We start from the raw sequence: 24,593 nt of genomic DNA, 5'->3' as shown, positions 1-24,593 counted from the left end.
TCATTTCTTCCGCAAATACTCGTATCCGAAACGGCAAAAGAGACATTTCCGTTTATCACAATACTCCTTGCGGAGCTGTATCAATGCCTGGCTATCTGCCGCCGAACCGACCGGTAGCCCGGCATCCCTCCACGACCGGATGATATGATTGTCCTCCGCTTTTAGTTCTTCCAGAAAACGTCCGGCACGGTCACACATACGGTCGTCGGATCTATGCAAGCCATACGTATATAAGAAAGGAACAACGGTATTAATCACAATCAGGTTCTGCGACTTCTCTCCCATCTGTTTCTCTCTTTGCGGAGAAGTCCGCCCGAATATATAATGATGATCCCAATAGGCAGAAGCATGCGTGGACAGTAACTGGCGCACTTCCGGCAAAGTCTCCGCCTCCATCATCTGCGAAAAGAGTTTGTCTACTTTCTGATACAGATAAGCCAACTGAGCCAGCCGGATATGAGGAAAGTTTTCCGGACGAAGCCTCAGAAAACGCCATAAACCGGCATCCATTACCTGCGTCATCTCAAACTTCCGTTGCAGATAGCGAAACTCCTTACGGAGCCGGAGGCTATATTCGTCCTCCTGCTCCTTCTTCAAAAACGCCTCCTCCAGCAAACCGGCCTGTCCGAAGAAAAAAGCTTCTATCTGAAACAGATCATTCCGATGCTTGTCTATCGCCCGGAACGGAAGCAGTCCTGCCCACGTCTCAAAAGCATCGCCATTCAGGCCGAAACCGAAATTACGGGCAAGAGTGATAAAGAAAGCATCTTCCCAATGATGATTGCACCGTTCCAGCCGGTCGGTAATCTGCTTCGCCTTTTGTTCCAGACGTTCGGTTTGGAGCGCTGTCAGCCAGGAATGAATTGTTAATTTGGATAAGGACCCTATGATGGAATAGCAGGCAGGATATTGATCGGCCCTGCAAAGTTCGTGATAATGGGTTTGTATATTCTCGGGACAAGTCAAGCGCAGTTGGGGAATTGTCTCTCCGTCGGAACGGGTTACTTCGGTATCCGCTTCTTCCACGACGTGCAGAATCACCGAATCGTATGCCTTGTCATTGTTGTGTCCGTGACGGTACCAGTCTGAAGAGTGAGTATGTATTTCTATGTTTCCCACCCACAATGTGCCGTCGATCTTCAGCTTTGCATTAAAAAAGTCGGGACCGGCATCGGAGTTTTGCAGTCCGGAATCGATTACTTCTACCCGTAAGCCTTCAGTGGTTTGCAGTATTTGGAGAGGGAATAATTTATGTTTCCACACATAGTGGAGAAGGTGTTCCATGTTAACAGAAAGTTAATGTGCACTGCAAATGTAATAAAAATCTTATCTTTGCGACTATTATTTTGAATATAAGTCAGAAAACAATGAAAATAGCGTTGATCGGTTATGGAAAAATGGGCAAGGAACTTGAAAAGGCAGCCCTTAGTCGCGGACACGAAATAGTCTGCATTATTGATGTAGATAATCAGGAAGATTTTGAGTCGGAAGCATTCAAGTCCGCCGATGTAGCCATTGAATTTACCAATCCGATGGTAGCCTACAACAATTATATGAAAGCTTTCAAAGCCGGAGTCAAGTTAGTATCGGGCAGCACAGGATGGATGGCAGAGCATGGCGAAGAAATCAAGAAACTGTGTACCGAAGGCGGAAAGACTCTTTTCTGGTCGTCCAACTTCAGTCTGGGAGTCGCTATTTTCTCAGCTGTCAACAAGCATCTGGCAAAGATAATGAATCAATTTCCCGCTTATGACGTCACTATGAGCGAGACTCATCATATCCATAAGATGGATGCGCCCAGCGGAACCGCCATCACGCTGGCAGAAGGAATACTGGAGAATATGAACCGCAAAGACAAATGGGTAAAAGGAACGCTCCTTGCACCGGACGGCACTGTCAGCGGCACTGACGCCTGCGCTTCCAACGAGCTTCCTATCGACTCGATCCGTGAAGGGGAGGTTTTCGGTATTCATACCATCCGTTACGAATCTGACGTAGACAGTATCTCAATCACGCACGATGCCAAAAATCGCGGCGGCTTTGTATTGGGAGCCATACTGGCTGCCGAATACACCGCCCAGCATGAGGGATATCTGGGTATGAGTGATTTATTCCCATTCTTAAACGAATAAGGCTTCAAAGCCACTATCAAACGAATTTTAGATTATGAGACAAGCCACACGCACACAATGGATCAAATGTACCATTGCTATTCTCCTTTATCTCGCCTTCCTCATCTGGGTACGCAGCTGGTGGGGGCTGATTGTCGTTCCTTTTATCTTCGATATCTATATCACCAAGAAAATACCCTGGTCATTCTGGAAGAAATCGAAGAATCCTACCGTCCGTAGCATCATGAGCTGGGTAGATGCCATTGTTTTCGCTTTGGTTGCTGTCTACTTTGTCAATATCTACATTTTCCAGAATTATCAGATTCCTTCTTCCTCACTGGAAAAGTCATTGCTGGTAGGCGACTTTCTATACGTCAGCAAGATGAGTTACGGACCACGCGTGCCCAATACGCCGCTATCTATGCCGCTGGCTCAGCATACGTTGCCTGTTTTAAATACCAAATCATACATCGAATGGCCTCAGTGGAAATATAAAAGAGTTCCCGGATTCGGAAAAGTGAAACTGAACGATATCGTCGTTTTCAACTTTCCTGCCGGTGACACAGTAGCACTCAACGATCAGCAGAGAGATTTCTACTCGATAGCTTATGGTGAAGGTCAGCGCCTGTACCCCAAGCAGATAGAGATGGACAGCCTGACACGCGAGCAACAACGCGCTGTTTATGACTTGTATTATAATGCCGGTCGCCAACAGATTCTGTCGAATCCACGCAATTACGGCAAGGTGGTTTACCGTCCGGTAGACCGTCGTGAGAATTATGTAAAACGCTGCGTCGGCCTGCCCGGTGATACACTCCAGATTGTAGACGGTCAGGTGATGATTGACGGCAAGGCCATTGAGAATCCGGAAAACCTGCAATTCAACTACTTTGTACAGACCACAGGCCCGTATATCCCGGAAGATATGTTCCGCGAATTAGGAATCAGCAAAGACGACCAGGCATTGTATGATGACCCCACATGGGAAGAAACCTTTGCGCAGATCGGACTAAACAATCATAACGCACAGGGCAAGATGGCTCCTATCTATCATCTGCCGCTGACGAAGAAAATGTACGATACGCTGTCCGGCAATAAAAAGCTGATCAGCAAGATCGTGATGGAACCGGAAGAGTATGCCGGACAAATGTACCCGCTGAACTTATACACCAAGTGGAACCGCAACAACTACGGTCCGATCTGGATACCTGCCAAAGGTGCCACCATTACTCTGACCGAGGACAATCTGCCTATCTATGAGCGCTGTATTGTGGCCTACGAAGGTAACAAACTGGAGATCAAGCCGGACGGAATCTACATCAACGGTGAGAAAACCGACCAATATACCTTCAAGATGGACTACTACTGGATGATGGGTGACAACCGCCACAATTCGGCAGACTCCCGTTACTGGGGATTTGTTCCCGAAGATCACGTAGTGGGTAAACCGATCGTTGTATGGCTATCACTTGACAAAGACCGCGGATGGTTTGACGGAAAGATCCGTTGGAACCGCATCTTCAAGTGGGTAGACTGATAAGATACGAACATCATAGTGCGATAAGGTGATAAAAGTTGATGAACATTCGTAAATTCAAATGGATACTAGCATTCGCCGGAGCAATAGTCATTGTGCTTCTGCTCCGGGGATTTGCTTTTACATCCTGCCTTATCCCTTCCACCGGCATGGAGAACTCTCTCTTTCAGGGTGAACGCATTCTGGTAAATAAATGGAGTTACGGTCTGCGCCTCCCGCTGATGTCGGCATTTTCCTATCATCGCTGGCGCGAACGCCCCGTACAGAAGCGGGACATCGTAGTATTCAACAATCCTGCCGGCATTCAGCAACCTACGATTGACCGACGGGAAATCTATATCAGCCGTTGCATCGGTACTCCGGGCGATACGTTACTTGTCGATTCTCTCTTTTCCGTCTCTTCTCCCGAAGCGCAGTTCAACCCCGATAAAAAGAGACTTTATACCTACCCTGCCTCCAAAGAGAATCTGATCACATCCCTTATCCGGACGCTTTCCATCACCAATGACGGACTGATGGGAAGCGATGACAGTACTCATGTCCGCAGTTTCAGCCGATATGAATATTATCTGCTGGAACAAGCCATCGGCGACCGGAACTGGATTCGGCCTCTGACGGAAAAACAAGACAAGGAACTGAAACCGCTTATCGTTCCCAGCAAAGGGAAAGCACTACGAGTATATCCGTGGAATATCACGCTAATGCGAAATACCCTCGTGATGCACGAAGGCAAACAGGCGGAAATAAAGAATGATACGCTTTATATCGACGGAAAACCTACACAGCATTGTTTCTTCACCAAAGATTACTACTGGATGGCTTCCAACAACAGCGTCAACCTGTCCGACTCGCGTCTGTTCGGATTCGTTCCGCAAGATCATATGATCGGGAAAGCGTCGCTGATCTGGTTCTCCAAGGAAAAAGGAACGGGAATACTGGACGGGTACCGCTGGAACCGTTTCTTTCAATCGGTGAAATAATCCATATACATAGTTTTCAACATAACATCTACACATCAAATAATGAGAATAGCTTATTTATCATCCGCCTACCTCGCTCCAGTAGAATATTACATCAAATTGCTGGAATATGATAAAATATACATCGAACAGCACGATCACTACATCAAGCAAACTTACCGCAACCGTTGTACGATTGCCGGTCCCGACGGTGAATTGGCACTCTCCATCCCGACTGTCAAACCTGATACATTGAAATGTCCGATGAAAGATATACGCATCTCCGATCACGGCAACTGGCGCCATCTGCACTGGAACGCCATTGAATCAGCGTATAACAACACTCCTTTCTTCGAATATTATAAAGATGATTTCCGCCCCTTTTACGAAAAGAAATACGAGTTTTTGATCGATTTCAACGAAGAAATATGCCGTTTGGTTTGTCAGTTGATAGACATTCAGCCCAATATAGAACGGACTTCAGCATATAAAATGGAATTCAGTGCGGAAGAGACTGATTTCCGTGAAAGCATTCATCCCAAGAAAGACTTCCGCACAACTGATCCGGAATTTAGCCCGCAACCATATTACCAGGTCTTCGAATCCAAACTCGGTTTTCTTCCCAATCTGAGTATTATCGACCTGCTTTTCAATATGGGACCGGAAAGTCTGCTGGTATTAAAGAAACCGACCCGCCTATAATAGATAGGCAGGTCTTCTTCCGGAAGTAGCAACAAAGTATAATAAAGCTAATTAGTTACCATTCGTACAGTCCTGCTCAAATATAATAAATCACTTGTAAATCAATGTCGATAAGTACTCTTCGGCAAACATCTCATTGGCAACTTCCATCAGTTGCTCTGCTGTCAACGTCTCGATACGCTTGAATACCACCTCCGATGACTCGTATTTGTGATAATGCAGGTATGTTTTCGCCATTCCCAGCGCATTGTTCTCAAAATTGTCCGATGCCACTCCGATCTGCCCGATCAGCTGCTTTTTGGCTGCTGCCAGTTGCGAAGATGTCATCTTCACATCCCTCATCCGTTTCAATTCCTTGTAGGTGAGTTTCAGACAGGTATCCATATCTTCAATATCCGTTCCGAAATAGATGCAGAAGGCACCGGTATCCGTATAAGAAGTCAGATTGGATTCTACATTGTAGACCAGTCCGCGACGTTCGCGAAGCGACACGTTCAGCTTACTGTTCATGCCCGGACCGCCAAGAATGTTATTCAGGAGATAAAGGGCCGTACGCTTGTCGTCATACGCATTATATCCACGGCTGCCGATCATCACATGTGCCTGATGAGTATCTTTAGGCACTACCAGACGTTCGGGCACATACAGAGGAGGAGGCACACGCTGATTATCTACCGTTACTGCCGGAACATCGGCAAGATGCTTCTCCGCCAGACGGACAATCTTCTTGAAATCATATTGCCCCTGAACAAAGAATACCATATTCCCCGGCTGATAGAATCGCCTGGTAAACGAAAGGACATCTTCTGTGCGGAAACTCCGCAGCAAATCCGGTTTACCGAGAATATTCCTTCCCAACGGATGATTGCGGAAGATCATATCTTCGAAATCATCGAAAATCAGTTCCGAAGGATTGTCCTCGTATGACTGGATTTCGTCGATGATCACTTCTGTCTCTTTCTCTATCTCATGCTGAGGGAAAGTAGAATGAAACACAATATCCCCCAACAGTTCGAGGGCACGCTCCAGATGCTCGGTCAGAAAGGCGGCATAGACTACCGTCTCTTCTTTATTTGTATAAGCGTTCAGGTCGCCCCCCACGTTCTCCATCCGGTTGAGGATATGCCAGGCTTTCCGTTTCTCCGTCCCCTTGAAAATAAGATGCTCTACGAAATGAGCCATCCCCTGCTCATTCTCCGCTTCATCACGTGTTCCGGCATCGATGGCAAAACCACAATAAGACACTTTCGACAGAGTCGGTTCGTGGATGATACGCAGGCCATTCGGCAATGTATATTCGTTATATTGCATTGTTTTCTACTTCCTTATTGAATTAATGCCGCAAAAATACAATAAAACTTATTGTCGTTTATAGAAAATTGCAGATATTTGTGGACTATAACAGTTACAACGTGTATGAAAAAGATAGGAATATTCTGTTCTGCCTCGGAAAGCATTGACAAAATGTACTTCGACAGTGCCCGCCAGATAGGCGAATGGATAGGGCAGACAGGCAAAACGTTGATTTATGGAGGAGCTAGTCTCGGGCTGATGGAATGCGTGGCCCGTGCCGTAAAAGAAAACGGTGGAAAAGTTATCGGAGTAGTCCCGACCCTGCTGGAAGAGAAAAACAGCGTAAGCACACAACCGGACGAAATAATCCACACCCTCAATCTGAGTGACCGTAAGAATGTGATGACGGAAAAGTCGGACATACTGGTGGCACTACCCGGCGGTGTGGGTACACTCGACGAAATATTCCATGTAATAGCCGCCGCTTCCATCGGATACCACCAGAAAAAAGTCATCTTCTACAATGAATATGGATTTTACGACGAACTGCTGAAGGCACTCGGCACACTGGAAAGCAAAGGATTCGCCCGGAAGCCCTTCTCTACATACTACGAAGTAGCAAACACTCTGGAAGAATTAAAAGAAAAAATATACTGATCATATGATAGACTCCATCAAACAACTATTGCAACAGGAAGCACAAGCAGTGCTCAACATCCCTGTAACAGACGCTTACGAGAAAGCTGTGAAACTGATTGTAGAACAGATACATCAGAAAAAGGGAAAACTGGTAACTTCCGGTATGGGAAAAGCCGGACAGATTGCAATGAACATCGCTACCACTTTCTGTTCCACAGGCATTCCGTCAGTCTTTCTGCATCCTAGCGAAGCACAACACGGCGACCTGGGAATTTTACAAAGAAACGATTTGCTGCTACTTATCTCCAACTCCGGCAAGACACGCGAGATTGTTGAATTAACACAACTGGCCCATAATCTGGACCCGGAACTGAAGTTTATCGTTATCACCGGTAATCCTGACAGCCCGCTGGCACATGAATCGGACGTCTGTCTGAGTACCGGCAAACCTGCCGAAGTGTGTACGCTGGGGATGACCCCCACTACTTCGACTACCGCCATGACCGTTATCGGTGATATACTGGTAGTACAAACCATGAAGGAAACAGGATTCACGATCGCCGAATACTCAAAACGCCATCACGGAGGTTATCTGGGAGAAAAATCAAGGTCACTATGCGAAAAGTAATCGGCATCGGAGAAACAATCCTCGACATAATCTTCCGGGGCGACCAGCCTTCCGCAGCCGTACCGGGAGGCTCTGTATTCAACGGCATCGTATCCCTGGCACGAATGGGAGTCCAAGTGGGATTCATCAGCGAAACGGGAAATGACCACGTAGGGAATATCATCCTGCAATTTATGCGCGAGAATCATATCCCGACTGATCATGTGAACGTGTTCCCTGACGGCAAGTCGCCTGTGTCACTGGCTTTCCTCAACGAAAAGAGTGACGCCGAGTATATCTTTTATAAAGATTACCCCAAGCAACGCCTGGATGTTCTGTTCCCCAAACTGGAAGAGGATGATATTGTCATGGTAGGCTCTTACTATGCACTGAATCCTGTACTCCGGGAAAAGATACTGGAACTGCTTGACCAGGCACGGGACAAAAAGGCAATTATCTATTATGACCCGAACTTCCGTTCCTCTCATAAGAACGAAGCAATGAAACTTGCTCCTACAATCATCGAGAATCTGGAGTATGCGGATATTGTACGCGGATCACTGGAGGACTTCTTCTATATGTACGGAATGCAGGATGCAGACAAAATCTATAAGGACAAGATCAAGTTCTATTGTCCCCGATTTATCTGCACGGCAGGCGGCGATAAGGTATCGCTCCGTACCAATCAAGTGAGCAAAGAATATCCGATAGAGCCGTTGGATGCAGTCAGCACCATCGGAGCCGGAGATAACTTCAATGCCGGATTGATCTACGGGCTGCTCAAATACGAAGTCCGCTACCGTGACCTGAACAACCTGAACGAGGAAATATGGGACAAAGTCATTCAGTGCGGAAAAGACTTTGCAGCAGAAGTCTGTCGCAGCTTCAGCAATTCGGTTCCGGTAGAGTTTGCCCGAAATTATACCAAATAGGCTGTTTACGGGTACTCTCCTACCCGTAAATTACTATTAACTTTGGCTAATTATCGCAAAGGAATGATCACATCTGCGGGTAATTCTTATCTTTGCAGTACATGATTCACTCAGACAAAGAAACTATGTACAAGAACCTGTTAAGCTGGCTTACCATCCTACTGGTGCTCCCGTCCTGTTCCGGCACCTCTCCTACTATTTCTGTGGTATGCGAGGAGAATAATGTGGGCAACTGCATTATCAAATGGGAAACAGCCCCGATACTGAAAGGACAGGTAAAGATATATGCTTCTACCGCCCACGACTTTATCCCGGAAGACAACCCTGTGGACATCATCAACATTTCCAAAGGAAAGAAAACAATCGTCACCGATGATCCCAGTCAACGGTACTACTATCTGATGGTATTCAACAACAAATACCGGGTCAAGGTAGCGGCACGCAACGTTAATATCCCCGGTATACAGAACTTCCGTGACCTGGGAGGATACAAATCCAGCGAAACAGGAAAGGTAACCCGCTGGGGAATGTTATATCGTTCCGCACAGATTGACAGTATTCCTTTCTGCTCTCGCCGGGAACTGAAGAACATAGGCATACGGACCATTATCGACATGCGTTCGGAAGAAGAGCGCCACAATTATCCTCAACTCCATGATGACGCGTTCAACATCGTGCATATCTCCATCCCTACCGGAAACATGGAATCCATCCTGCAAAAAATACAGGAGGAAAAGATAAAAACAGATACAGTCTACCGGCTGGTGGAGGAAATGAACCGCAAGCTGGTCAGCGACTACACGAAAGAATTTAAGGAGCTTTTCACAATCTTGCTCGACCGTAACAACTATCCCGCCGTCATCCACTGCACCTCAGGCAAAGGACGTACGGGAATCGCTTCGGCATTGGTGCTGGCGGCCCTGGGAGTCAATGAAGAAGTTATCATGGAAGATTACCGACTGAGCAATGATTACTTCAATATCCCCAAAGCATCTAAATATGCTTATAAATTACCCATCAACTCGCAAGAGGCGATTACCACGATTTACTCTGCCAAAGAAGATTTTCTGAATGCCGCCAAAGAGCAGATAGAAGCGGAGTACGGCAGCGTACAGGCATATCTGAAGAAAGGTCTCGGACTCTCTGCAGAAGAAATAGAACAGCTCCGCAGCATTTTATTAATGGATAATGAATAATGGAAAATGGATAATGCCATGCAGGCAGCAATAATTATCCTTTTTCCATTATTCATTATCCATTATTTTTCTCTATCTTTGCAGCCGAAATAAAAGATATACAGAGATTTAATGAAGACATTTGAAGAGCTTGGCGTTTCTCCGGAGATACGTAGAGCAATTGAAGAGATGGGATATGAGAATCCCATGCCGGTACAAGAGGAAGTGATTCCGTACCTTTTAGGAGAAAATAATGATGTAGTAGCTCTTGCACAAACTGGCACAGGTAAAACAGCCGCATTCGGTCTGCCCCTGCTCCAACAGATTGACGTAAAGAACAGGGTTCCCCAGTCGCTTATCCTTTGCCCCACACGCGAGCTTTGTCTCCAGATAGCGGGCGATTTGAATGATTACTCGAAATACATTGACGGATTGAAAGTGCTGCCCGTTTATGGCGGTTCCTCAATCGACAGTCAGATACGCAGCCTGAAACGCGGTGTACATATCATCGTAGCTACCCCGGGACGTCTGCTCGACCTGATGGAACGCAAAACGGTTTCCCTCTCAACCATCCACAACATCGTGATGGACGAAGCAGATGAAATGCTGAATATGGGATTCACCGATAGCATCAATGCTATTTTGGCCGATGTACCCAAAGAACGCAATACATTGCTCTTCTCGGCAACGATGAGCCCGGAGATTTCACGCATTTCCAAGAACTACCTGAACAATGCCAAAGAAATAACCATCGGACGCAAGAACGAAAGCACAAGCAACGTAAAACACGTAGCTTATACAGTGCAGGCAAAAGACAAATATGCTGCACTGAAACGCATCGTCGACTATTACCCACAGATATATGGTATCATCTTCTGCCGTACCCGTAAAGAGACACAGGAGATTGCCGATAAACTGATGCAGGAAGGCTATAACGCCGATTCACTTCACGGAGAATTGTCACAAGCCCAACGTGATGCAGTGATGCAGAAGTTCCGCATCCGCAACCTGCAATTGCTCGTAGCTACGGATGTCGCCGCACGCGGGCTCGACGTAGACGATCTGACGCATGTAATCAACTACGGTTTGCCGGATGATACGGAAAGCTATACGCACCGCAGCGGACGTACCGGACGTGCCGGAAAGACAGGTACTTCCATCGCCATCATCAACCTGAGAGAAAAAGGCAAGCTGCGCGAAATCGAACGCATTATCGGCAAGAAGTTCATCCCCGGAGAGATGCCGACAGGCAAGCAGATCTGCGAGAAACAGCTTATCAAAGTGATCGACGAACTGGAAAAGGTGAAGGTAAACGAGGAAGAAATCACTGACTTCATGCCCGAGATTTACCGTAAACTGGAATGGTTGAGCAAAGAGGACCTGATCAAACGCATGGTATCTCATGAGTTTAACCGCTTTCTGGATTACTACCGTGATCGCGAAGAAATTGAAGTTCCTACCGACAGCCGTGGAGAACGCAACACACGCGACAGCCGTGAAAGAGGCGTCCGGAAGGCCGCACCGGGCTTTACCCGCCTGTTTATCAACCTGGGAAAGATGGACGGTTTCTTCCCTAGTGAGCTAATTACTCTACTGAATAACAATACACGCGGACGCATTGAGCTGGGACGCATTGACCTGATGAAGAACTTCTCTTTCTTCGAAGTAGAAGAAAAAGAGGTGCAGAACGTTGTTAAAGCGTTGAACCGGGCCAATTGGAACGGACGCAAGGTATCTGTCGAGATTGCCGGTGAAGAAAACGGAGAAGGTCGCAGAAATGGTGGCTCATCCGAACGTCGGGGTGGTAAACGTCCTTTCGGTACTTCTTCGGAGAGACGTAGCGACAATGGTCGCGGCTCACGTTCTGAAAAGTCAGAAAGAGGAATAAAAAGTGACAGATCATCCAAAGGGGGTAATGACAAGACCGACAAGAAAAAAAGAAGTGAGAAGCCCAGTCGCGAAGAACGCGGCTACGGAGCACGGGGGCCGAAAAAGACAGATGACTGGCAGCAGTTCTTCAAAGATAAAGAGCCTGACTTCAGCGAAGAAGGATGGGCACGCAGAAAGCCGAAAAAGAAATAATAAGCGGATACGAAACTCAGTAAGTTGCCAAGATCGTATCTATACGAATTTATGGGGATGTGTCAAAACTCCCCTTTCAACCAAATCACCCTCGCTACAGATTGAACTGCACCCCAAAAGTTGGACACAAAACTTTAGGAGTGCAGTTCAGATAGTTGTAGCGAGGATGATTTTTTATTTATAAGGGTTTTAACACACCCTCACAAGAACATTCAATTAACTTTTATGCAGCAATCACAGCAAACTTAACTCCCTCCCATAACCTTCGGTTTATTTCCTCGTCAGGCTTAATCCCGAACGGATTTGAATATATTCAGGCACGGATGACGCGGATTTCACGGTTTTAATGCTATGATTACATAAAACAACCGTGTTAATCCGCGTCATCCGTGCCTGATCCTTTATTTAAATCGAGTTCACTTCTGCTTCTTTATCCTGTAGCTTTTTAAGCGCAGCAATCTGCACGTTACAGAAAAGGTGCACAGAATGAATGAAGCTCGTATTCTTCGACAGAAAGACAACAGCGTCCATGAGTTGGGCAGAAAGCTGATAAGTTTTCCGGTTATTGGTATTTTCGTCCGGATGACGCATGTAAAGAGCAAAACTTCGGTACAGGATAGGGATAAAGCGTTCCCACGGAAGTTCTAAGCTAAGCAGCAAATGGTTCATATTCTCCAACATGCGTTGAAGAGATTCAAGGTCCGGCTTATCAGATTGCTTGCCGTACACCTCTGCCCAAAGACGGGCTTCTTCTTCAAAAAAGAGTTCATTGAGACTTTCTTCCGCGATAGTCAAAGCGTTTTCAGTTTCCATAAGATAAAAGTATTAATAAAGGGGCAAAAAAAGAACGGTTTCGCCTTTCCCGTTGACTATCACATCACTAAGACGCTGGAGGTACATTATATACTCCCCACGGGGGTACGAAACCGCCTATGAGAAGAGCCACAGGCAAAAATGCCTGCAACTCGTCAAAAGCAGGATTCCCTGCGTCTTAGTGAAAAAATGATAGTCACTGCAAAGATACTATTTTTCAAATATAAACAGGAAATGACCGGAGAAATAATTTTCCCGCATTTTCTACATAATGATTAAATATCGATTTCTATTGTCATCTGTCAGCTTTTCATATATAATAACCTCATAACAAACAGATTACCTCATGACAATAAGCCCTGACAATAAGCTGATAATAGCAAAAATTCCATTTTACTGTCAGCTTATGGAGTGAGGGAAGCTTCCGATATATCAGCCTTCATTTCATACTGTCACCAACATCTCTCCTTTCGTCGTTTCCCGTTCAAGTATCCATACGGTTTGTGACAAGCTATCAGAACAGTTGTGCCACCTATGGAAACGATTGTGCCCAACCTCTGAAATGGTTGTGCAAAGTGCTTGGCACAGTTGTGCCACTGCGATGGCACAGTCGTGCCAAAGGCGTGGCACAAGCATGCCAAAGGCGTGGCACGAGCAAAGCATACTTACCAAGGGACTCTTTATCAAATAGTCAAACTGGAATAACAGCATGATACGGCTGACAATAGAATGGACGATTGCTATTGTCAGCTGTATTATCAGGGTGTATTGTCAGGAGATAATTATCTCATTATAAACAGTTTGCCTACTAAAAGCTGACAGATGACAATAAAACATCTGTTTTAATCATTATGAAGAAGTTTGAAATGAAGAATTACTGGGTCAGTCCGAAAACCGAGTTTAAGCTCCATACTGTACCGAAAAGAATATATTTAGGCACGGATTACACGGATGAACACGGTTGTTTTACGTAATTAATCATAGCACTAAAACCGTGTTCATCCGTGTAATCCGTGCCTAATCCTTAATTTATAATTTAATTCATTTCCGTACGGTTTTGAATCAACTTTAGACATAAGAACAAAAGAACATATTTCCTATAGCTTTTATAACTTATTTGTTCTTTTGTTCTTATGTCTAAAAAAAGAATTATTAACCCATGTCTTATCGGAAACGAACGATTGTTATCTCCCAAGGTATTCCGGCATTTATTCGGAGGCTCCTTCTTCGGAACTCTCCTGCACGTCCTTCGCTTTTATCTTTCTATACTGTTTAGGCGTCATTTCAAACCGCTGTGCAAATGCCTTATAGAAAGTTCCTCTGTTCGAGAATCCGGTTTTATCCATGATCTCTTCGATTGAAAGCTGTGTTGTCAGCAGCAAACGCTCGACAATAGTCAGACGATATTCCCTGATAATGTCGGCAGGAGTCTTGTCCGTGATATTCTTCAGTTTTCGATAGAACTGGCGGGTACTATATCCAAGTGAATTACTCAACAATTCAACAGACAACTCCGTATCCTGAATATGACTATCGATAATCTGCATCATCTTCTCAAAGAAAGATTTATCTTCTTTATGCAGGAAATGCCCGTCATCCAGTTCAAAAGCGCTCAGAACAGAACTATAATACTCTTTCAGGTCTTCCTCACGTTGCAACAGCCTTCTCACTACCTTCTCCAGATATTCCACGTTAAACGGTTTGGTAATATACGCCTCTGCTCCGGACTCAATTCCTCTTGTCTGCTCATCGATATTATTCAGAGCAGAAAGCAGGATAAGGGGAATACGGCTCAACAGCTTATCTGATTTGATCTTCTTGGCAAATGACATTCCATCCATTCCGGGCATCATCACATCCGAAATAATCAAATCGGGCAATTGAATGCCCAATTGTTTTAAAGCCTCCTCCGCACTACTCAATGGCACCACATTATAGGGTCCCACAAAGATTTCCGTCACAAACCATAGCATAGAAGGATCATCGTCAATGATCATTATCGTTTGCTTGTTTTTATCATATTCGGTCGATGAGTTCCGGAGTTCAACAGACCGCTCGTCCGGTACCGGCGGTAACTCTTCCACCACTTTTTCGTCTTCATTATCGACCGTAACCTCCATCGTGGGAAGCAACACTTCAAACGTAGTTATCTCATTAGGAGTGCTGGAAACATGAATCTGACCATTCAATAAATTCACCATACTGTGACAAATAGCCAGCCCTAAACCATTTCGCGGAGCAATGCCATCTTTGTTTTGTACTTCGAAATTATCCAGAATCTTGTAGCGGTCAAATATCTTTGTAAGATCAGCCGCCTTGATACCTTTTCCGGTGTTAGACACGCGAATGCAAAGCCGGTCATTCTCCACTGTCTGCATCACCGTTATGGTACCATTTTCCGGAGTATACTTGAAAGCATTAGAAATCAGGTTATTGACTATCTTGCTCAGACAGCTGATGTCTGTATTCCAATACACTCCGTTCTCAATCTGCAAACGATAATTCAGTTTCCGGCTTTCAGCCAGTTCTCCGAATGATTCCGCAATGGTGCGTATCTGTTCTGTGACAGGAACCGGCTTAATCTTCAGGACTTTATTTCCCGTTTCCAGCCGACGGAATTCGATCAGTTCCAGAATCAGCGCATTCAGTTTCAATGCATTCTGCTGAATCATCGTAGCATACTTACGCACATAACCATCTACCCTGCTATAGGAAAGAATCTTTTCACACGGGCCATTAATTAATGTCAGTGGGGTACAGAATTCATGTGTTATGTTCGTAAAGAAGCGTAGTTTTGATTCGTACAACTCCTCGCGTTGCTGGCGGTTCATCTGTTCAATCATCACATTCCGCTTTCTACGATAATGCCTTATTATCATCCAGACAGACTCGAGAATCAACAGAATAAACAGCAGGAAATAAAAAGCGTAGGCCCAGATAGTCATATACCAGGGGGGAATGATACGAATGAGCAATGAAAAAGGTTCACTCTCCTGTCCGGTTATATTGCTCCGGTATTTCACCAGTAAGGTGTATTCTCCCGGTGACAGATTGGAAAAAACAGCTACTGTAGAAAGTCCGTTCTCAATCCAGCTGTCACTCAATCCATCTATCTTATAAGAGTAAGTATAATTATTGCCATTGATATAATCGACTGCCAGAAAAGACAGATTGAAGAAGTTCTGGCTATAGTCAAGCACCAGAGTCTCTTGCTTGGGTCCTTGCAGGAAATCATAGATATTACATTCTTTACCAAAAATAGACAAACGGTTGAAATGCAAAGGAGGCATATATTCTTCTGACATATGATCGTTCTCGGTAATTGTAATGAATCCGTTTGTCCCGCCAAAGAATAGCGTACCTGTCTGCTGGTCCTTAAAGAAAGCACCATCACTGAACTCAATCACTTCCAGGTCACCTTGCTGGCGGTAGGTCTGTACTGTATTCTCGCGAACATTGAACCGCACCATCCCCTGATTGGTACTGAGCCACAAATTATTATCCCTTCCTTCCAATATACCATGAATCGTATTGTTGGGGAAGCCGTCAGTCTCGTTATATACCCTGTATTCACCCTGATAAAGCCGGGTTAATCCGAAGCTCGTGCCAAACCAGTATCCTTCGTCATTTTTATGAATGGCAAAAATATCATTCACCGTCTGATTCTTCACCACATCGTCAATGCGGCAAGGGGTTAGTTGATTGGTGCGTGTATTCATCTTATATGCACCATATCCGCGATTACCAAACCAGATAGTCGAATCATTCTCCTGATAGGAGACAAAGAAATAATTAGAGTTTCTCTTTCCTCCATCCAAAGTAAAACGTTGTGCCGACTTCACTTTCGGCAAGGACGAAGAAGCCTCTAAAGTGATTTTCACAATGCCCTCACCTGCCGAAACAACCCATAATGTACTATCATTCGTCTCACAGATGGAATGCACATACTTCACTTTTTTACCATCCGCTATAACCGGAAATTCTTCTATCCTTCTCGTGAGGTAAGAATAATAGTTCAGTCCGTCTTCCGTACCAATCCATAATGAATTTCGTCTGCCCGGAGCAAAACTATAGACTGAGTTATCCATCAATGCACTATTGTTCGCCAGGATTCTCTCTGCCTGCGGCAATGTCTCCCTGTCAGGATGAAAGTCCATCATCCTTAGAATGCCTCCCCCCTTTGTGCCTATCCACAAGGTCTGTTCATGATCAAGGAACAATGCCCGGACAGGGTTATTTACCCGATATTCCGGTACGTCCAGCAACACATTTTCAATAGAAAATTCATCCGTAAAATACATATATATGCCTTGTCCGTCAGCCCCTACCCAGATAATATCCTGAAACCGGTCTTTCATCAGGCAGAAGATGCCCGACTGAATATTAATGGACTGTATAGCATACTTCACCTTCGAATCCGGCAAATATTTCAGCTGAATTAGTCCGCTGCTTTTAAAACCAATATAATAATCGTTTTTCTGCTTAATGATAGATGAGATATCGCCACGATGCTGAATCTCCTCTTCCAGATCCGCTATAAAATATTTATTATGGCTATTCAGATCGTACTCATAAAACGCATAGGTACTATCTACAAAATAGATTAAATCTCCATCTACAAATGTCCACAGAAGCTTTTCCGAATGATTTAAATGATTGCAGGGAACCAGCTTGATCTGATTTTCATTCTTTTCTATCACATAGCTCCGGTTATCATTGTCCGAAGAGAAAATCCAGAGAACGCCGGAATTATCAATAGACATCTGCTGTACTTCCTCAAAATGTATTTTCTTCACGTCCAGTTTGCAGAATTCTTTCAATTCCGGTTGATAATAATAAATATAGCCGTCATCCTTTATTATAAAGAAATCGTCTTCCGGACTTCTCGCCATACGGTTGATATACTTAAAATCCTTGAAACTTTGTATAGTCTGCCTTTGTGTATCGAAGCGGTCAAGTCCATAATTAGTCTGTATCCACAGTACATCATTATCGGCTTCAATAATCCGTTCTATCAGATTGCCGGAAAAGCTATTCTGAAGATTCGTAGGTTTGTATAATCCCAGATAATTGCCATCATAAACATTCAGCCCGTCACACGAACCGATCCATATCACTCCGTGTCTATCCTGACAAAGAGAGAGAATAGCGCTATTGGACAATCCGTTCTTACTGGAGAATTGCCGCAAACTATAAGAAGCATTTGCCTCCGCCCCTATCAAAAGGCAAGAAGCTATCAGAAATAGGATTCGTTTAAGAAAAGAAGTTTTTTTCGTCCATTCACTGTGTTTTTCCATATAGCATTTCTTTATTTTAAATCACGCCATAAAAATCGACGGAAAGATATAGAAAATCAGGAAAACGTCCAAGAACTGCACAGAAAACATTCAAGGCATCTGAAAATTAACAAAACAAGAGTACGCTTTTAAGACATATATATCTATTTTTGCGCCATTTCATCACAAGTAGACACAAATGACACAAGTCCGTACACAATCTTATACCAACCCTGGTACCTTTGTAACATCAAACGACAAAATGAGGTAAAAAGCAAAATAAAAGGATGGTAGTTTGAAATAGGTAACCCAAAAGCAGGTAGCTTCCCAGCTACCTGTAAATTGGAAATCAACGTTTTAGTTAATAATGAATATAATACTATATAAAATGAAATCATTACATTTCTTATTAGGTATAACCTGCATAGCCTCATTAACAGGTTGTGTATCCTCCGCCCAAGTAGAACCTAACTCAAACTTGGACAGAGCCCGGCAAACACTGGACTCTCTCTACCTAAATTATTCTGTAGACAACTCATCGTTACTCCGAGAAAACTATCCCTTCGACGAACAACATACCGTCACTTATCTGGCATCAGAAGAACAGGCTAATATTCCCAACCAATTCTCTTATTTATGGCCGTATTCGGGAACATTCTCCGCAGTCAATGCACTGTTCGAAGCCACACATGATAAAAAGTATAAGAAACTATTAGATAGCCGGGTATTACCGGGATTAGAAGAATATTTCGATACCCAACGGGTACCCAATGCCTATTCGTCATATATCCGGACTGCTCCAGCTTCCGATCGGTTTTACGATGATAATGTATGGTTAGGTATCGACTTTACCGATACATATCAAATGACCCAAGAACCAAAGTACCTGGATAAAGCCCAACTAATATGGAAATTTATCGAAAGTGGAACTGACAGTATATTGGGAGGTGGTATCTACTGGTGTGAACAAAAGAAAGAATCCAAAAATACTTGTTCAAATGCTCCGGGATCGGTTCTGGCACTCAAACTATTCAAAGCAACCAATGACAGCAGCTATTTTGAAAAAGGAAAGAAACTGTATGAATGGACCCAAAGAAACCTACAGGACTCCACAGACTATCTCTACTTTGATAATATTCGCCTCGACGGTAAAATAGGAAAAGCCAAATTCGCTTATAACAGCGGGCAAATGATGCAATCGGCTGCCCTGCTCTATCAGTTGACAAAGAATCCTATCTATCTGAAGGATGCTCAAAATATTGCAAAAGAATGCTTCAACTATTTCTTTACAGACTTTACCCCTGCAACCAATGAAGAGGCTTTCAGAATGCTTAAAAAAGGAGATATCTGGTTTACTGCCGTTATGCTGAGAGGATTTATCGAACTTTACCGGATAGATAAGGATAAAACTTATATTAATGCTTTTAACAAGAGTTTGTCCTATGCATGGGATAATGCACGCGATGAAAACGGATTGTTCAATACTGATTTAAGCGGCAAAAGCAAAGATCAAAAGAAATGGTTGTTAACTCAGGCTGCCATGGTAGAAATGTATAGCCGACTTGCTATGATACAATAAATCTGATATAGCAAAATCCCAAAATATATTGGAACAAAACTTTGATACAGCACATACCACCATAAATTAATTAAAAGATTAAACTAATACTTAAAACAATAATTAATATGAAACAAAAAAGATTTACGTTTTTATTATTATTCGTAGCCAACCTTTTTTGTGCATCTGCTCAAAAATGGTATACACCAGAGATAGACCAGAAAGTTGAAGATCTGCTAAAACAAATGACAGTAGAAGAAAAACTAGGATATATAGGTGGCGTCAACTGGATGTACACTAAAAGTATAGACCGTCTAGGCATTCACCGAATGAAAATGTCTGATGGACCGCAGGGACTAGGAACAAATGGAAAATCGACAGCTTATCCGTCTACTGTAACATTGGCTGCTACCTGGAATGAGAATCTCGCTTACCAATACGGAAAAGCATTGGGACGCGATTGCAGAGCCAGAAACGTTAATGTCATATTAGGGCCAGCTGTCAATATCTATCGCGCTCCAATGTGTGGACGTAACTTTGAATATATGGGAGAAGATCCGTATCTCACTTCCCGCATCTGCGTAGGATACATCAAAGGAGTTCAGGATCAAGGAGTAATGGCAACAGTAAAACATTTCGTAGCTAACAATTCAGATTATGACCGCAATAACATTAGTAATGACATTGATGAGAGAACGCTGAACGAAATCTATTTCCCAGCTTATAAGGCCGCTATACAAGAAGCTGAAGTCGGAGCTGTAATGACCAGTTACAATCTGATGAACGGTATCTATACCACGGAAAACCCTTGGCTGCTGAAAGAGGTCCTGAGAAATCAATGGGGATTTAAAGGGTTAGTGATGTCCGATTGGGGATCCACCCACTATTGCGTTCCAGCGGCCAAAGGCGGACTGGACCTGGAAATGGCAGGCGGTGAGAAAATGAATCCTAAAGATATGGCTTATTACCTGAAAACGGGTGATGTCACAATGGACATGGTTGACGAAAAAGTCCGCCATATTCTACGCATACTCATCGCTTTCGGATTCAAAGATGGAACACAAGCAGACAAAAACATCCCCCTGGATGATCCGAAATCTGCTGAAACAGCATTGAATGTTGCCAGAGAAGGACTTGTATTACTGAAGAACGAAAACAATATCCTTCCGCTGAACCCGAAAAAATACAAACACATCATTGTCACCGGCAAAAACGCACATGGTTATGTACATGGAGGCGGTAGTGGTGCAGTAGTTCCTTTCCACTACACAAATCTTTTCGATGGAATACAGAAAGAAGGTGAACAAAACAATGTCAAGGTGGAATATATAGATGAGCTTGACTTCATGCCCTCCATCATGTATACAGACGATAACCTCAATGAGCAAGGGTTCCATGCCGAATATTTTAAGAATATACATTTTGAAGGTGCGCCTGTTGTAAAGCAAACAGAGAAAAAGATTAATTATTCCTGGGCAGCGGGTACAGAACTGGAAGGTATGCCAAAAGATTATTTCTCTGTAAAATGGTATAGCACAATGTGTGTGGACGAAACTGCCGACTACGAATTCACATTAGGCGGTGATGATGGTTACAAGCTGTTTATCAATGACCAACCAGTCATCGACGACTGGACTCCGGGAGGTTTCAGAAGTACAAATATCACAAAAACACTAAAAGCCGGTGAAAAGTATCACGTCCGCGTAGAATACTATCAACAAGGTGGAGGAGCAGGAGTCTGCTTTTTATGGAAACGCAAAAACGATACTCAAAATAAGTTTGCAGACTACTTGAATAAGGGCGATTTGGTAATAGCCTGTTTTGGCCATAGCTCTGACACGGAAGGAGAAGCAAGTGACCGTACATTCGCACTTCCGGAAGTAGACAAAAAAATGCTGGCTAGCCTGTCCGGATGTAAGAAACCGATTATTGGAGTAGTCAATGCCGGAGGTAACATCGAGATGCAAGGTTGGGTCCCGACTTTAAAAGGATTAATCTGGGCATTCTACGGAGGTCAGGAAGCTGGTACAGCTGTTGGAGAAGCATTGTTTGGCAAAATCAATCCGTCAGGTAAACTGCCTATGACTTTCGAAAAGAAATGGGAAGACAATCCTGCATATAACAGTTATTACGACCCGGACGGAGACAAACATGTAGCATACACAGAAGGTATTTTCATCGGCTATCGTGGTTATGACAAATTAAAACGAGAAGTACAATATCCCTTCGGCTATGGATTGTCTTATACAACTTTCAAATTATCTGACCTGACTGTTTCGAAGCCAAATGCCGACGGCACAGTAGAAGTAACCTGCCGTCTTGCCAACACAGGAAAGAGAGATGGTGCACAGGTAGTACAAGCTTATGTAGGTAAAACTGAAAGCAGCCCGGTAGAACGCCCGGAAAAAGAACTAAGAAAATTCGAAAAAGTATTCTTACAAGCAGGAGAATCGACAACAGTTAAGATGACATTACCCAAAGAATCATTTATGTACTTTGATGTTAACAGTACCCAATTTGTAACTGATCCGGGGACCTATAATATCATGCTCGGTTTCTCATCAAGAGACATTAAAATACAAAAGAATATTCAATACTAAATCATTCTCTCATCACTGGAGTTTCGCTATGCAAAAGACAGGCGGAACTCCTGATTAAAGTAACCGTCACAAGCTGAATACAAATAAACATGACATTCATTTTTTAATAATCAAACAAGAATTTATGAAATATACGTGTATTAAAACAGTAGCAATTTACTTGCTTACAGCATTCCCCTTATTGGCAAACGCTTCTACGCAAAAAGTAGATATCGCACGCAGCATCATGGTGGGAAATGGAATTGCTAAGTTCATCCCGGAAGGTTTCGATGCAAAAAAGGTACCCTCTTTTGCTATTGAAAAAGAACCTCGCGAACAGGGTACACTCCCTTCTGATTGGGTACTTGTCCCTAATTTCTCACTTACAGACGGTAAAGCAAATGCATCACTGACAGTGCCGGAAGGAACAAGTATTTATGGAGGAGGAGAAGTTACCGGTTCTCTTTTAAGAAATGGAAAAACAATTAAACTATGGAATACGGACTCCGGAGCTTATGGAGTTGATAACGGTACGCGCCTGTATCAATCACATCCCTGGATGATGGGTGTAAGGAAAGACGGAACTGCTTTCGGTATCTTGTTTGATACCAGCTGGAAAGCTGAACTTAGCAGTACGGACAATAAAATAGAATTGAGAAGTGAAGGAGAACTTTTCCGAGTGTTCATTATCGACAGAGAATCTCCGCAGGCAGTTGTCCGTGGTTTATCCGAACTAACAGGTACTATGCCGATGATCCCCCGCTGGGCATTAGGTTATCACCAGTCCCGTTTCTCTTATTCTCCTGATCGCCGAGTTATTGAGATAGCAGATACCTTCAGACTCAAACGTATACCATGTGACGCAATCTGGATGGATATTGACTATATGGACGGATACCGGATTTTCACATTCAACCCACAGGGATTTCCCAATCCTAAAGCAGTTAATCGTGATCTGCACTTACGTGGTTTCCATTCTACATGGATGATTGATCCGGGAGCAAAAGTAGATCCTAATTACTTTGTCTACAAGTCGGGTACTGAAAATGACATCTGGGTAAAAACAGCCGATGGCAAAGATTTTAATGGCGATGCATGGCCTGGTGCAGCTGCATTCCCTGATTTCACTTATCCCAAAGCCAATAAATGGTGGCAAAATCTATACAAAGACTTTTTAGCGCAAGGTGTCGATGGAGTTTGGAATGACGTCAACGAACCTCAGATTAACGATACTCCCAATAAAACTATGCCAGAAGATAATATTCACCGTGGAGGAGGAAATCTACCAGCAGGAAAACATATCCAGTACCATAATGTATATGGATTCCTTATGGTGAAATCATCCAGAGAAGGTATTATGGCAGTACGTCCCGAAAAACGTCCGTTCATCCTGACTCGTTCCAATTTCTTGGGGGGCCAGCGCTATGCCGCCACATGGACTGGAGATAACGGTTCTTGCTGGGATCATCTGAAAATGTCTGTCCCAATGTCACTGACCCTAGGTCTATCTGGACAGCCCATTAGCGGTGCAGACATAGGCGGCTTCTTATTTAACGCTGATGCTGACTTATTCGGAAACTGGATTGGTTTCGGTGCATTTTATCCCTTCGCACGCGGTCATGCCTGTGCAGGAACAAACAACAAGGAGCCTTGGGCTTTCGGTAAAGAAATAGAAGATGCTTCACGCATTGCTTTGGAACGCAGATATATACTGCTACCTTATTTCTACACTCTCATGCATGAAGCCTCAACAAACGGCATGCCCATCATGCGTCCCGTTTTCTTCTCCGATCCTAAAGATTTATCATTACGTGCTGAAGAAGAAGCGTTCCTGATCGGCGATGATTTACTCATCATCCCAGCTTTTGCCAGTCAGCCGGCACTTCCAAAAGGAATTTGGAAAGAACTTTCACTTGTAAATGGAGATACTAACGACAAATATCAAGCAAAAATGAAAATTCGTGGCGGTTCTATTATTCCTACCGGGAAAATCATCCAAAACACTACAGAAAGTTCATTAGACCCTCTGACTCTACTAGTCTGCTTAGATGAGCAAGGAAAAGCCTCCGGTAGCATGTATTGGGATGCAGGTGACGGCTGGTCTTACAAGAAAGGAGACTACAGCCTACAACAATTCACTGCTGAACGTAAAGACAATAAAGTCATTGTAAAACTGACAGGAAAAACCGGCAAAGGAGAAACTGAGAATAAAGATATGGCTATAGTTAAGGTCATAACAGAGAAAGGAATTCTCCATGCCAGTGGAAATCTGCTAGAAGGCATTGAAGTAAAACTATAAAAGAACACAATTATACTTTGTTTGAGAACCT

The 24,593-nt window shown here is 43.9% G+C and carries 16 protein-coding genes; 12 read left to right on the top strand and 4 right to left on the bottom strand.

Annotated elements, in window-relative coordinates; translation table 11 throughout:
• A complete protein-coding gene (locus tag K6V30_RS05205) occupies positions 1 to 1,284 on the bottom strand; it encodes a DUF2851 family protein (protein ID WP_022301615.1) in 1,284 nt (427 codons plus the stop codon).
• 83 nt (positions 1,285 to 1,367) lie between these two features.
• On the opposite strand from K6V30_RS05205, the gene dapB reads away from it, so the two are divergent.
• The 4 genes from dapB to K6V30_RS05185 are packed head-to-tail and all read left to right on the top strand — an operon-like array spanning position 1,368 to position 5,309.
• Positions 1,368 to 2,132: a 4-hydroxy-tetrahydrodipicolinate reductase gene (gene dapB / locus K6V30_RS05200; RefSeq protein ID WP_010536053.1), complete on the top strand. Its 765-nt coding sequence runs from the start codon at positions 1,368 to 1,370 to the stop codon at positions 2,130 to 2,132.
• 34 nt (positions 2,133 to 2,166) lie between these two features.
• A complete protein-coding gene (gene lepB / locus K6V30_RS05195; protein ID WP_055269516.1) occupies positions 2,167 to 3,648 on the top strand; it encodes a signal peptidase I in 1,482 nt (493 codons plus the stop codon).
• 41 nt (positions 3,649 to 3,689) lie between these two features.
• Entirely contained in the window at positions 3,690 to 4,628 is a 939-nt protein-coding gene (gene lepB / locus K6V30_RS05190; RefSeq protein ID WP_055269515.1) for a signal peptidase I, read from the top strand.
• A gap of 42 nt (positions 4,629 to 4,670) precedes the next feature.
• Positions 4,671 to 5,309, top strand: a complete 639-nt coding sequence (locus tag K6V30_RS05185) for a WbqC family protein (RefSeq protein ID WP_055269514.1) — start codon at positions 4,671 to 4,673, stop codon at positions 5,307 to 5,309.
• 90 nt (positions 5,310 to 5,399) lie between these two features.
• Here K6V30_RS05185 and K6V30_RS05180 read toward each other — a convergent pair whose 3' ends face one another.
• Positions 5,400 to 6,620: a M16 family metallopeptidase gene (locus tag K6V30_RS05180; protein ID WP_022302420.1), complete on the bottom strand. Its 1,221-nt coding sequence runs from the start codon at positions 6,618 to 6,620 to the stop codon at positions 5,400 to 5,402.
• A 105-nt stretch (positions 6,621 to 6,725) separates the two neighbouring features.
• Between K6V30_RS05180 and K6V30_RS05175 the strand changes: the two genes are divergently transcribed.
• The 5 genes from K6V30_RS05175 to K6V30_RS05155 all read left to right on the top strand — a co-directional run bounded on the left by K6V30_RS05175 (position 6,726) and on the right by K6V30_RS05155 (position 12,037).
• The gene (locus K6V30_RS05175; RefSeq protein WP_055269513.1) at positions 6,726 to 7,259 is read left to right on the top strand and encodes an LOG family protein; all 534 of its coding nucleotides are present in this window, start codon (positions 6,726 to 6,728) and stop codon (positions 7,257 to 7,259) included.
• Between the two features lie 4 nt (positions 7,260 to 7,263).
• A complete protein-coding gene (locus tag K6V30_RS05170) occupies positions 7,264 to 7,869 on the top strand; it encodes an SIS domain-containing protein (RefSeq protein WP_010536047.1) in 606 nt (201 codons plus the stop codon).
• Positions 7,857 to 8,780, top strand: coding sequence for a carbohydrate kinase family protein (locus K6V30_RS05165; protein ID WP_055269512.1), 924 nt, complete (start codon positions 7,857 to 7,859; stop codon positions 8,778 to 8,780). The genes K6V30_RS05170 and K6V30_RS05165 overlap by 13 nt, the downstream gene beginning before the upstream one ends.
• Before the next feature lie 125 nt (positions 8,781 to 8,905).
• Complete coding sequence (locus K6V30_RS05160; protein WP_010536045.1) at positions 8,906 to 9,976, top strand: tyrosine-protein phosphatase; 1,071 nt, start codon at positions 8,906 to 8,908, stop codon at positions 9,974 to 9,976.
• A 111-nt stretch (positions 9,977 to 10,087) separates the two neighbouring features.
• Positions 10,088 to 12,037 (top strand): DEAD/DEAH box helicase, encoded by a 1,950-nt coding sequence (locus K6V30_RS05155; protein WP_055269511.1) that lies wholly within the window; start codon positions 10,088 to 10,090, stop codon positions 12,035 to 12,037.
• Positions 12,038 to 12,442: 405 nt separating this feature from the next.
• Here the strand turns inward: K6V30_RS05155 and K6V30_RS05150 are convergent, their stop codons facing one another.
• Together K6V30_RS05150 and K6V30_RS05145 are read right to left on the bottom strand one after the other, a co-directional pair.
• Entirely contained in the window at positions 12,443 to 12,850 is a 408-nt protein-coding gene (locus K6V30_RS05150) for a hypothetical protein (protein WP_022302416.1), read from the bottom strand.
• Positions 12,851 to 14,058: 1,208 nt separating this feature from the next.
• Positions 14,059 to 18,147 carry a two-component regulator propeller domain-containing protein gene (locus tag K6V30_RS05145; protein WP_070612722.1) on the bottom strand — a complete coding sequence of 1,363 codons (4,089 nt, stop codon included), beginning with the start codon at positions 18,145 to 18,147 and terminating at the stop codon, positions 14,059 to 14,061.
• A 367-nt stretch (positions 18,148 to 18,514) separates the two neighbouring features.
• Between K6V30_RS05145 and K6V30_RS05140 the strand changes: the two genes are divergently transcribed.
• From K6V30_RS05140 to K6V30_RS05130, 3 genes are all read left to right on the top strand, one after another.
• Positions 18,515 to 19,705: a glycoside hydrolase family 76 protein gene (locus tag K6V30_RS05140; protein ID WP_055269509.1), complete on the top strand. Its 1,191-nt coding sequence runs from the start codon at positions 18,515 to 18,517 to the stop codon at positions 19,703 to 19,705.
• A 107-nt stretch (positions 19,706 to 19,812) separates the two neighbouring features.
• A complete protein-coding gene (locus K6V30_RS05135) occupies positions 19,813 to 22,284 on the top strand; it encodes a glycoside hydrolase family 3 C-terminal domain-containing protein (protein WP_055269508.1) in 2,472 nt (823 codons plus the stop codon).
• A 124-nt stretch (positions 22,285 to 22,408) separates the two neighbouring features.
• Positions 22,409 to 24,562 carry a TIM-barrel domain-containing protein gene (locus tag K6V30_RS05130; protein WP_055269507.1) on the top strand — a complete coding sequence of 718 codons (2,154 nt, stop codon included), beginning with the start codon at positions 22,409 to 22,411 and terminating at the stop codon, positions 24,560 to 24,562.
• Positions 24,563 to 24,593: the final 31 nt, after the last annotated feature.

The sequence above is a fragment of the Bacteroides faecis genome, assembly GCF_020091505.1.
GTDB lineage: Bacteria > Bacteroidota > Bacteroidia > Bacteroidales > Bacteroidaceae > Bacteroides > Bacteroides faecis.
The sequence above is the reverse complement of the archived record's forward strand: the minus strand, read 5'-3'. Positions and strand labels throughout refer to the sequence as shown.

Coding starts and splice junctions, on each gene's coding strand:
- K6V30_RS05205 (WP_022301615.1), bottom strand. CDS start 1,284: ATGGAACACCTTCTCCACTATGTGTGGAAACATAAATTATTCCCTCTC.
- dapB (WP_010536053.1), top strand. CDS start 1,368: ATGAAAATAGCGTTGATCGGTTATGGAAAAATGGGCAAGGAACTTGAA.
- lepB (WP_055269516.1), top strand. CDS start 2,167: ATGAGACAAGCCACACGCACACAATGGATCAAATGTACCATTGCTATT.
- lepB (WP_055269515.1), top strand. CDS start 3,690: ATGAACATTCGTAAATTCAAATGGATACTAGCATTCGCCGGAGCAATA.
- K6V30_RS05185 (WP_055269514.1), top strand. CDS start 4,671: ATGAGAATAGCTTATTTATCATCCGCCTACCTCGCTCCAGTAGAATAT.
- K6V30_RS05180 (WP_022302420.1), bottom strand. CDS start 6,620: ATGCAATATAACGAATATACATTGCCGAATGGCCTGCGTATCATCCAC.
- K6V30_RS05175 (WP_055269513.1), top strand. CDS start 6,726: ATGAAAAAGATAGGAATATTCTGTTCTGCCTCGGAAAGCATTGACAAA.
- K6V30_RS05170 (WP_010536047.1), top strand. CDS start 7,264: ATGATAGACTCCATCAAACAACTATTGCAACAGGAAGCACAAGCAGTG.
- K6V30_RS05165 (WP_055269512.1), top strand. CDS start 7,857: ATGCGAAAAGTAATCGGCATCGGAGAAACAATCCTCGACATAATCTTC.
- K6V30_RS05160 (WP_010536045.1), top strand. CDS start 8,906: ATGTACAAGAACCTGTTAAGCTGGCTTACCATCCTACTGGTGCTCCCG.
- K6V30_RS05155 (WP_055269511.1), top strand. CDS start 10,088: ATGAAGACATTTGAAGAGCTTGGCGTTTCTCCGGAGATACGTAGAGCA.
- K6V30_RS05150 (WP_022302416.1), bottom strand. CDS start 12,850: ATGGAAACTGAAAACGCTTTGACTATCGCGGAAGAAAGTCTCAATGAA.
- K6V30_RS05145 (WP_070612722.1), bottom strand. CDS start 18,147: ATGGAAAAACACAGTGAATGGACGAAAAAAACTTCTTTTCTTAAACGA.
- K6V30_RS05140 (WP_055269509.1), top strand. CDS start 18,515: ATGAAATCATTACATTTCTTATTAGGTATAACCTGCATAGCCTCATTA.
- K6V30_RS05135 (WP_055269508.1), top strand. CDS start 19,813: ATGAAACAAAAAAGATTTACGTTTTTATTATTATTCGTAGCCAACCTT.
- K6V30_RS05130 (WP_055269507.1), top strand. CDS start 22,409: ATGAAATATACGTGTATTAAAACAGTAGCAATTTACTTGCTTACAGCA.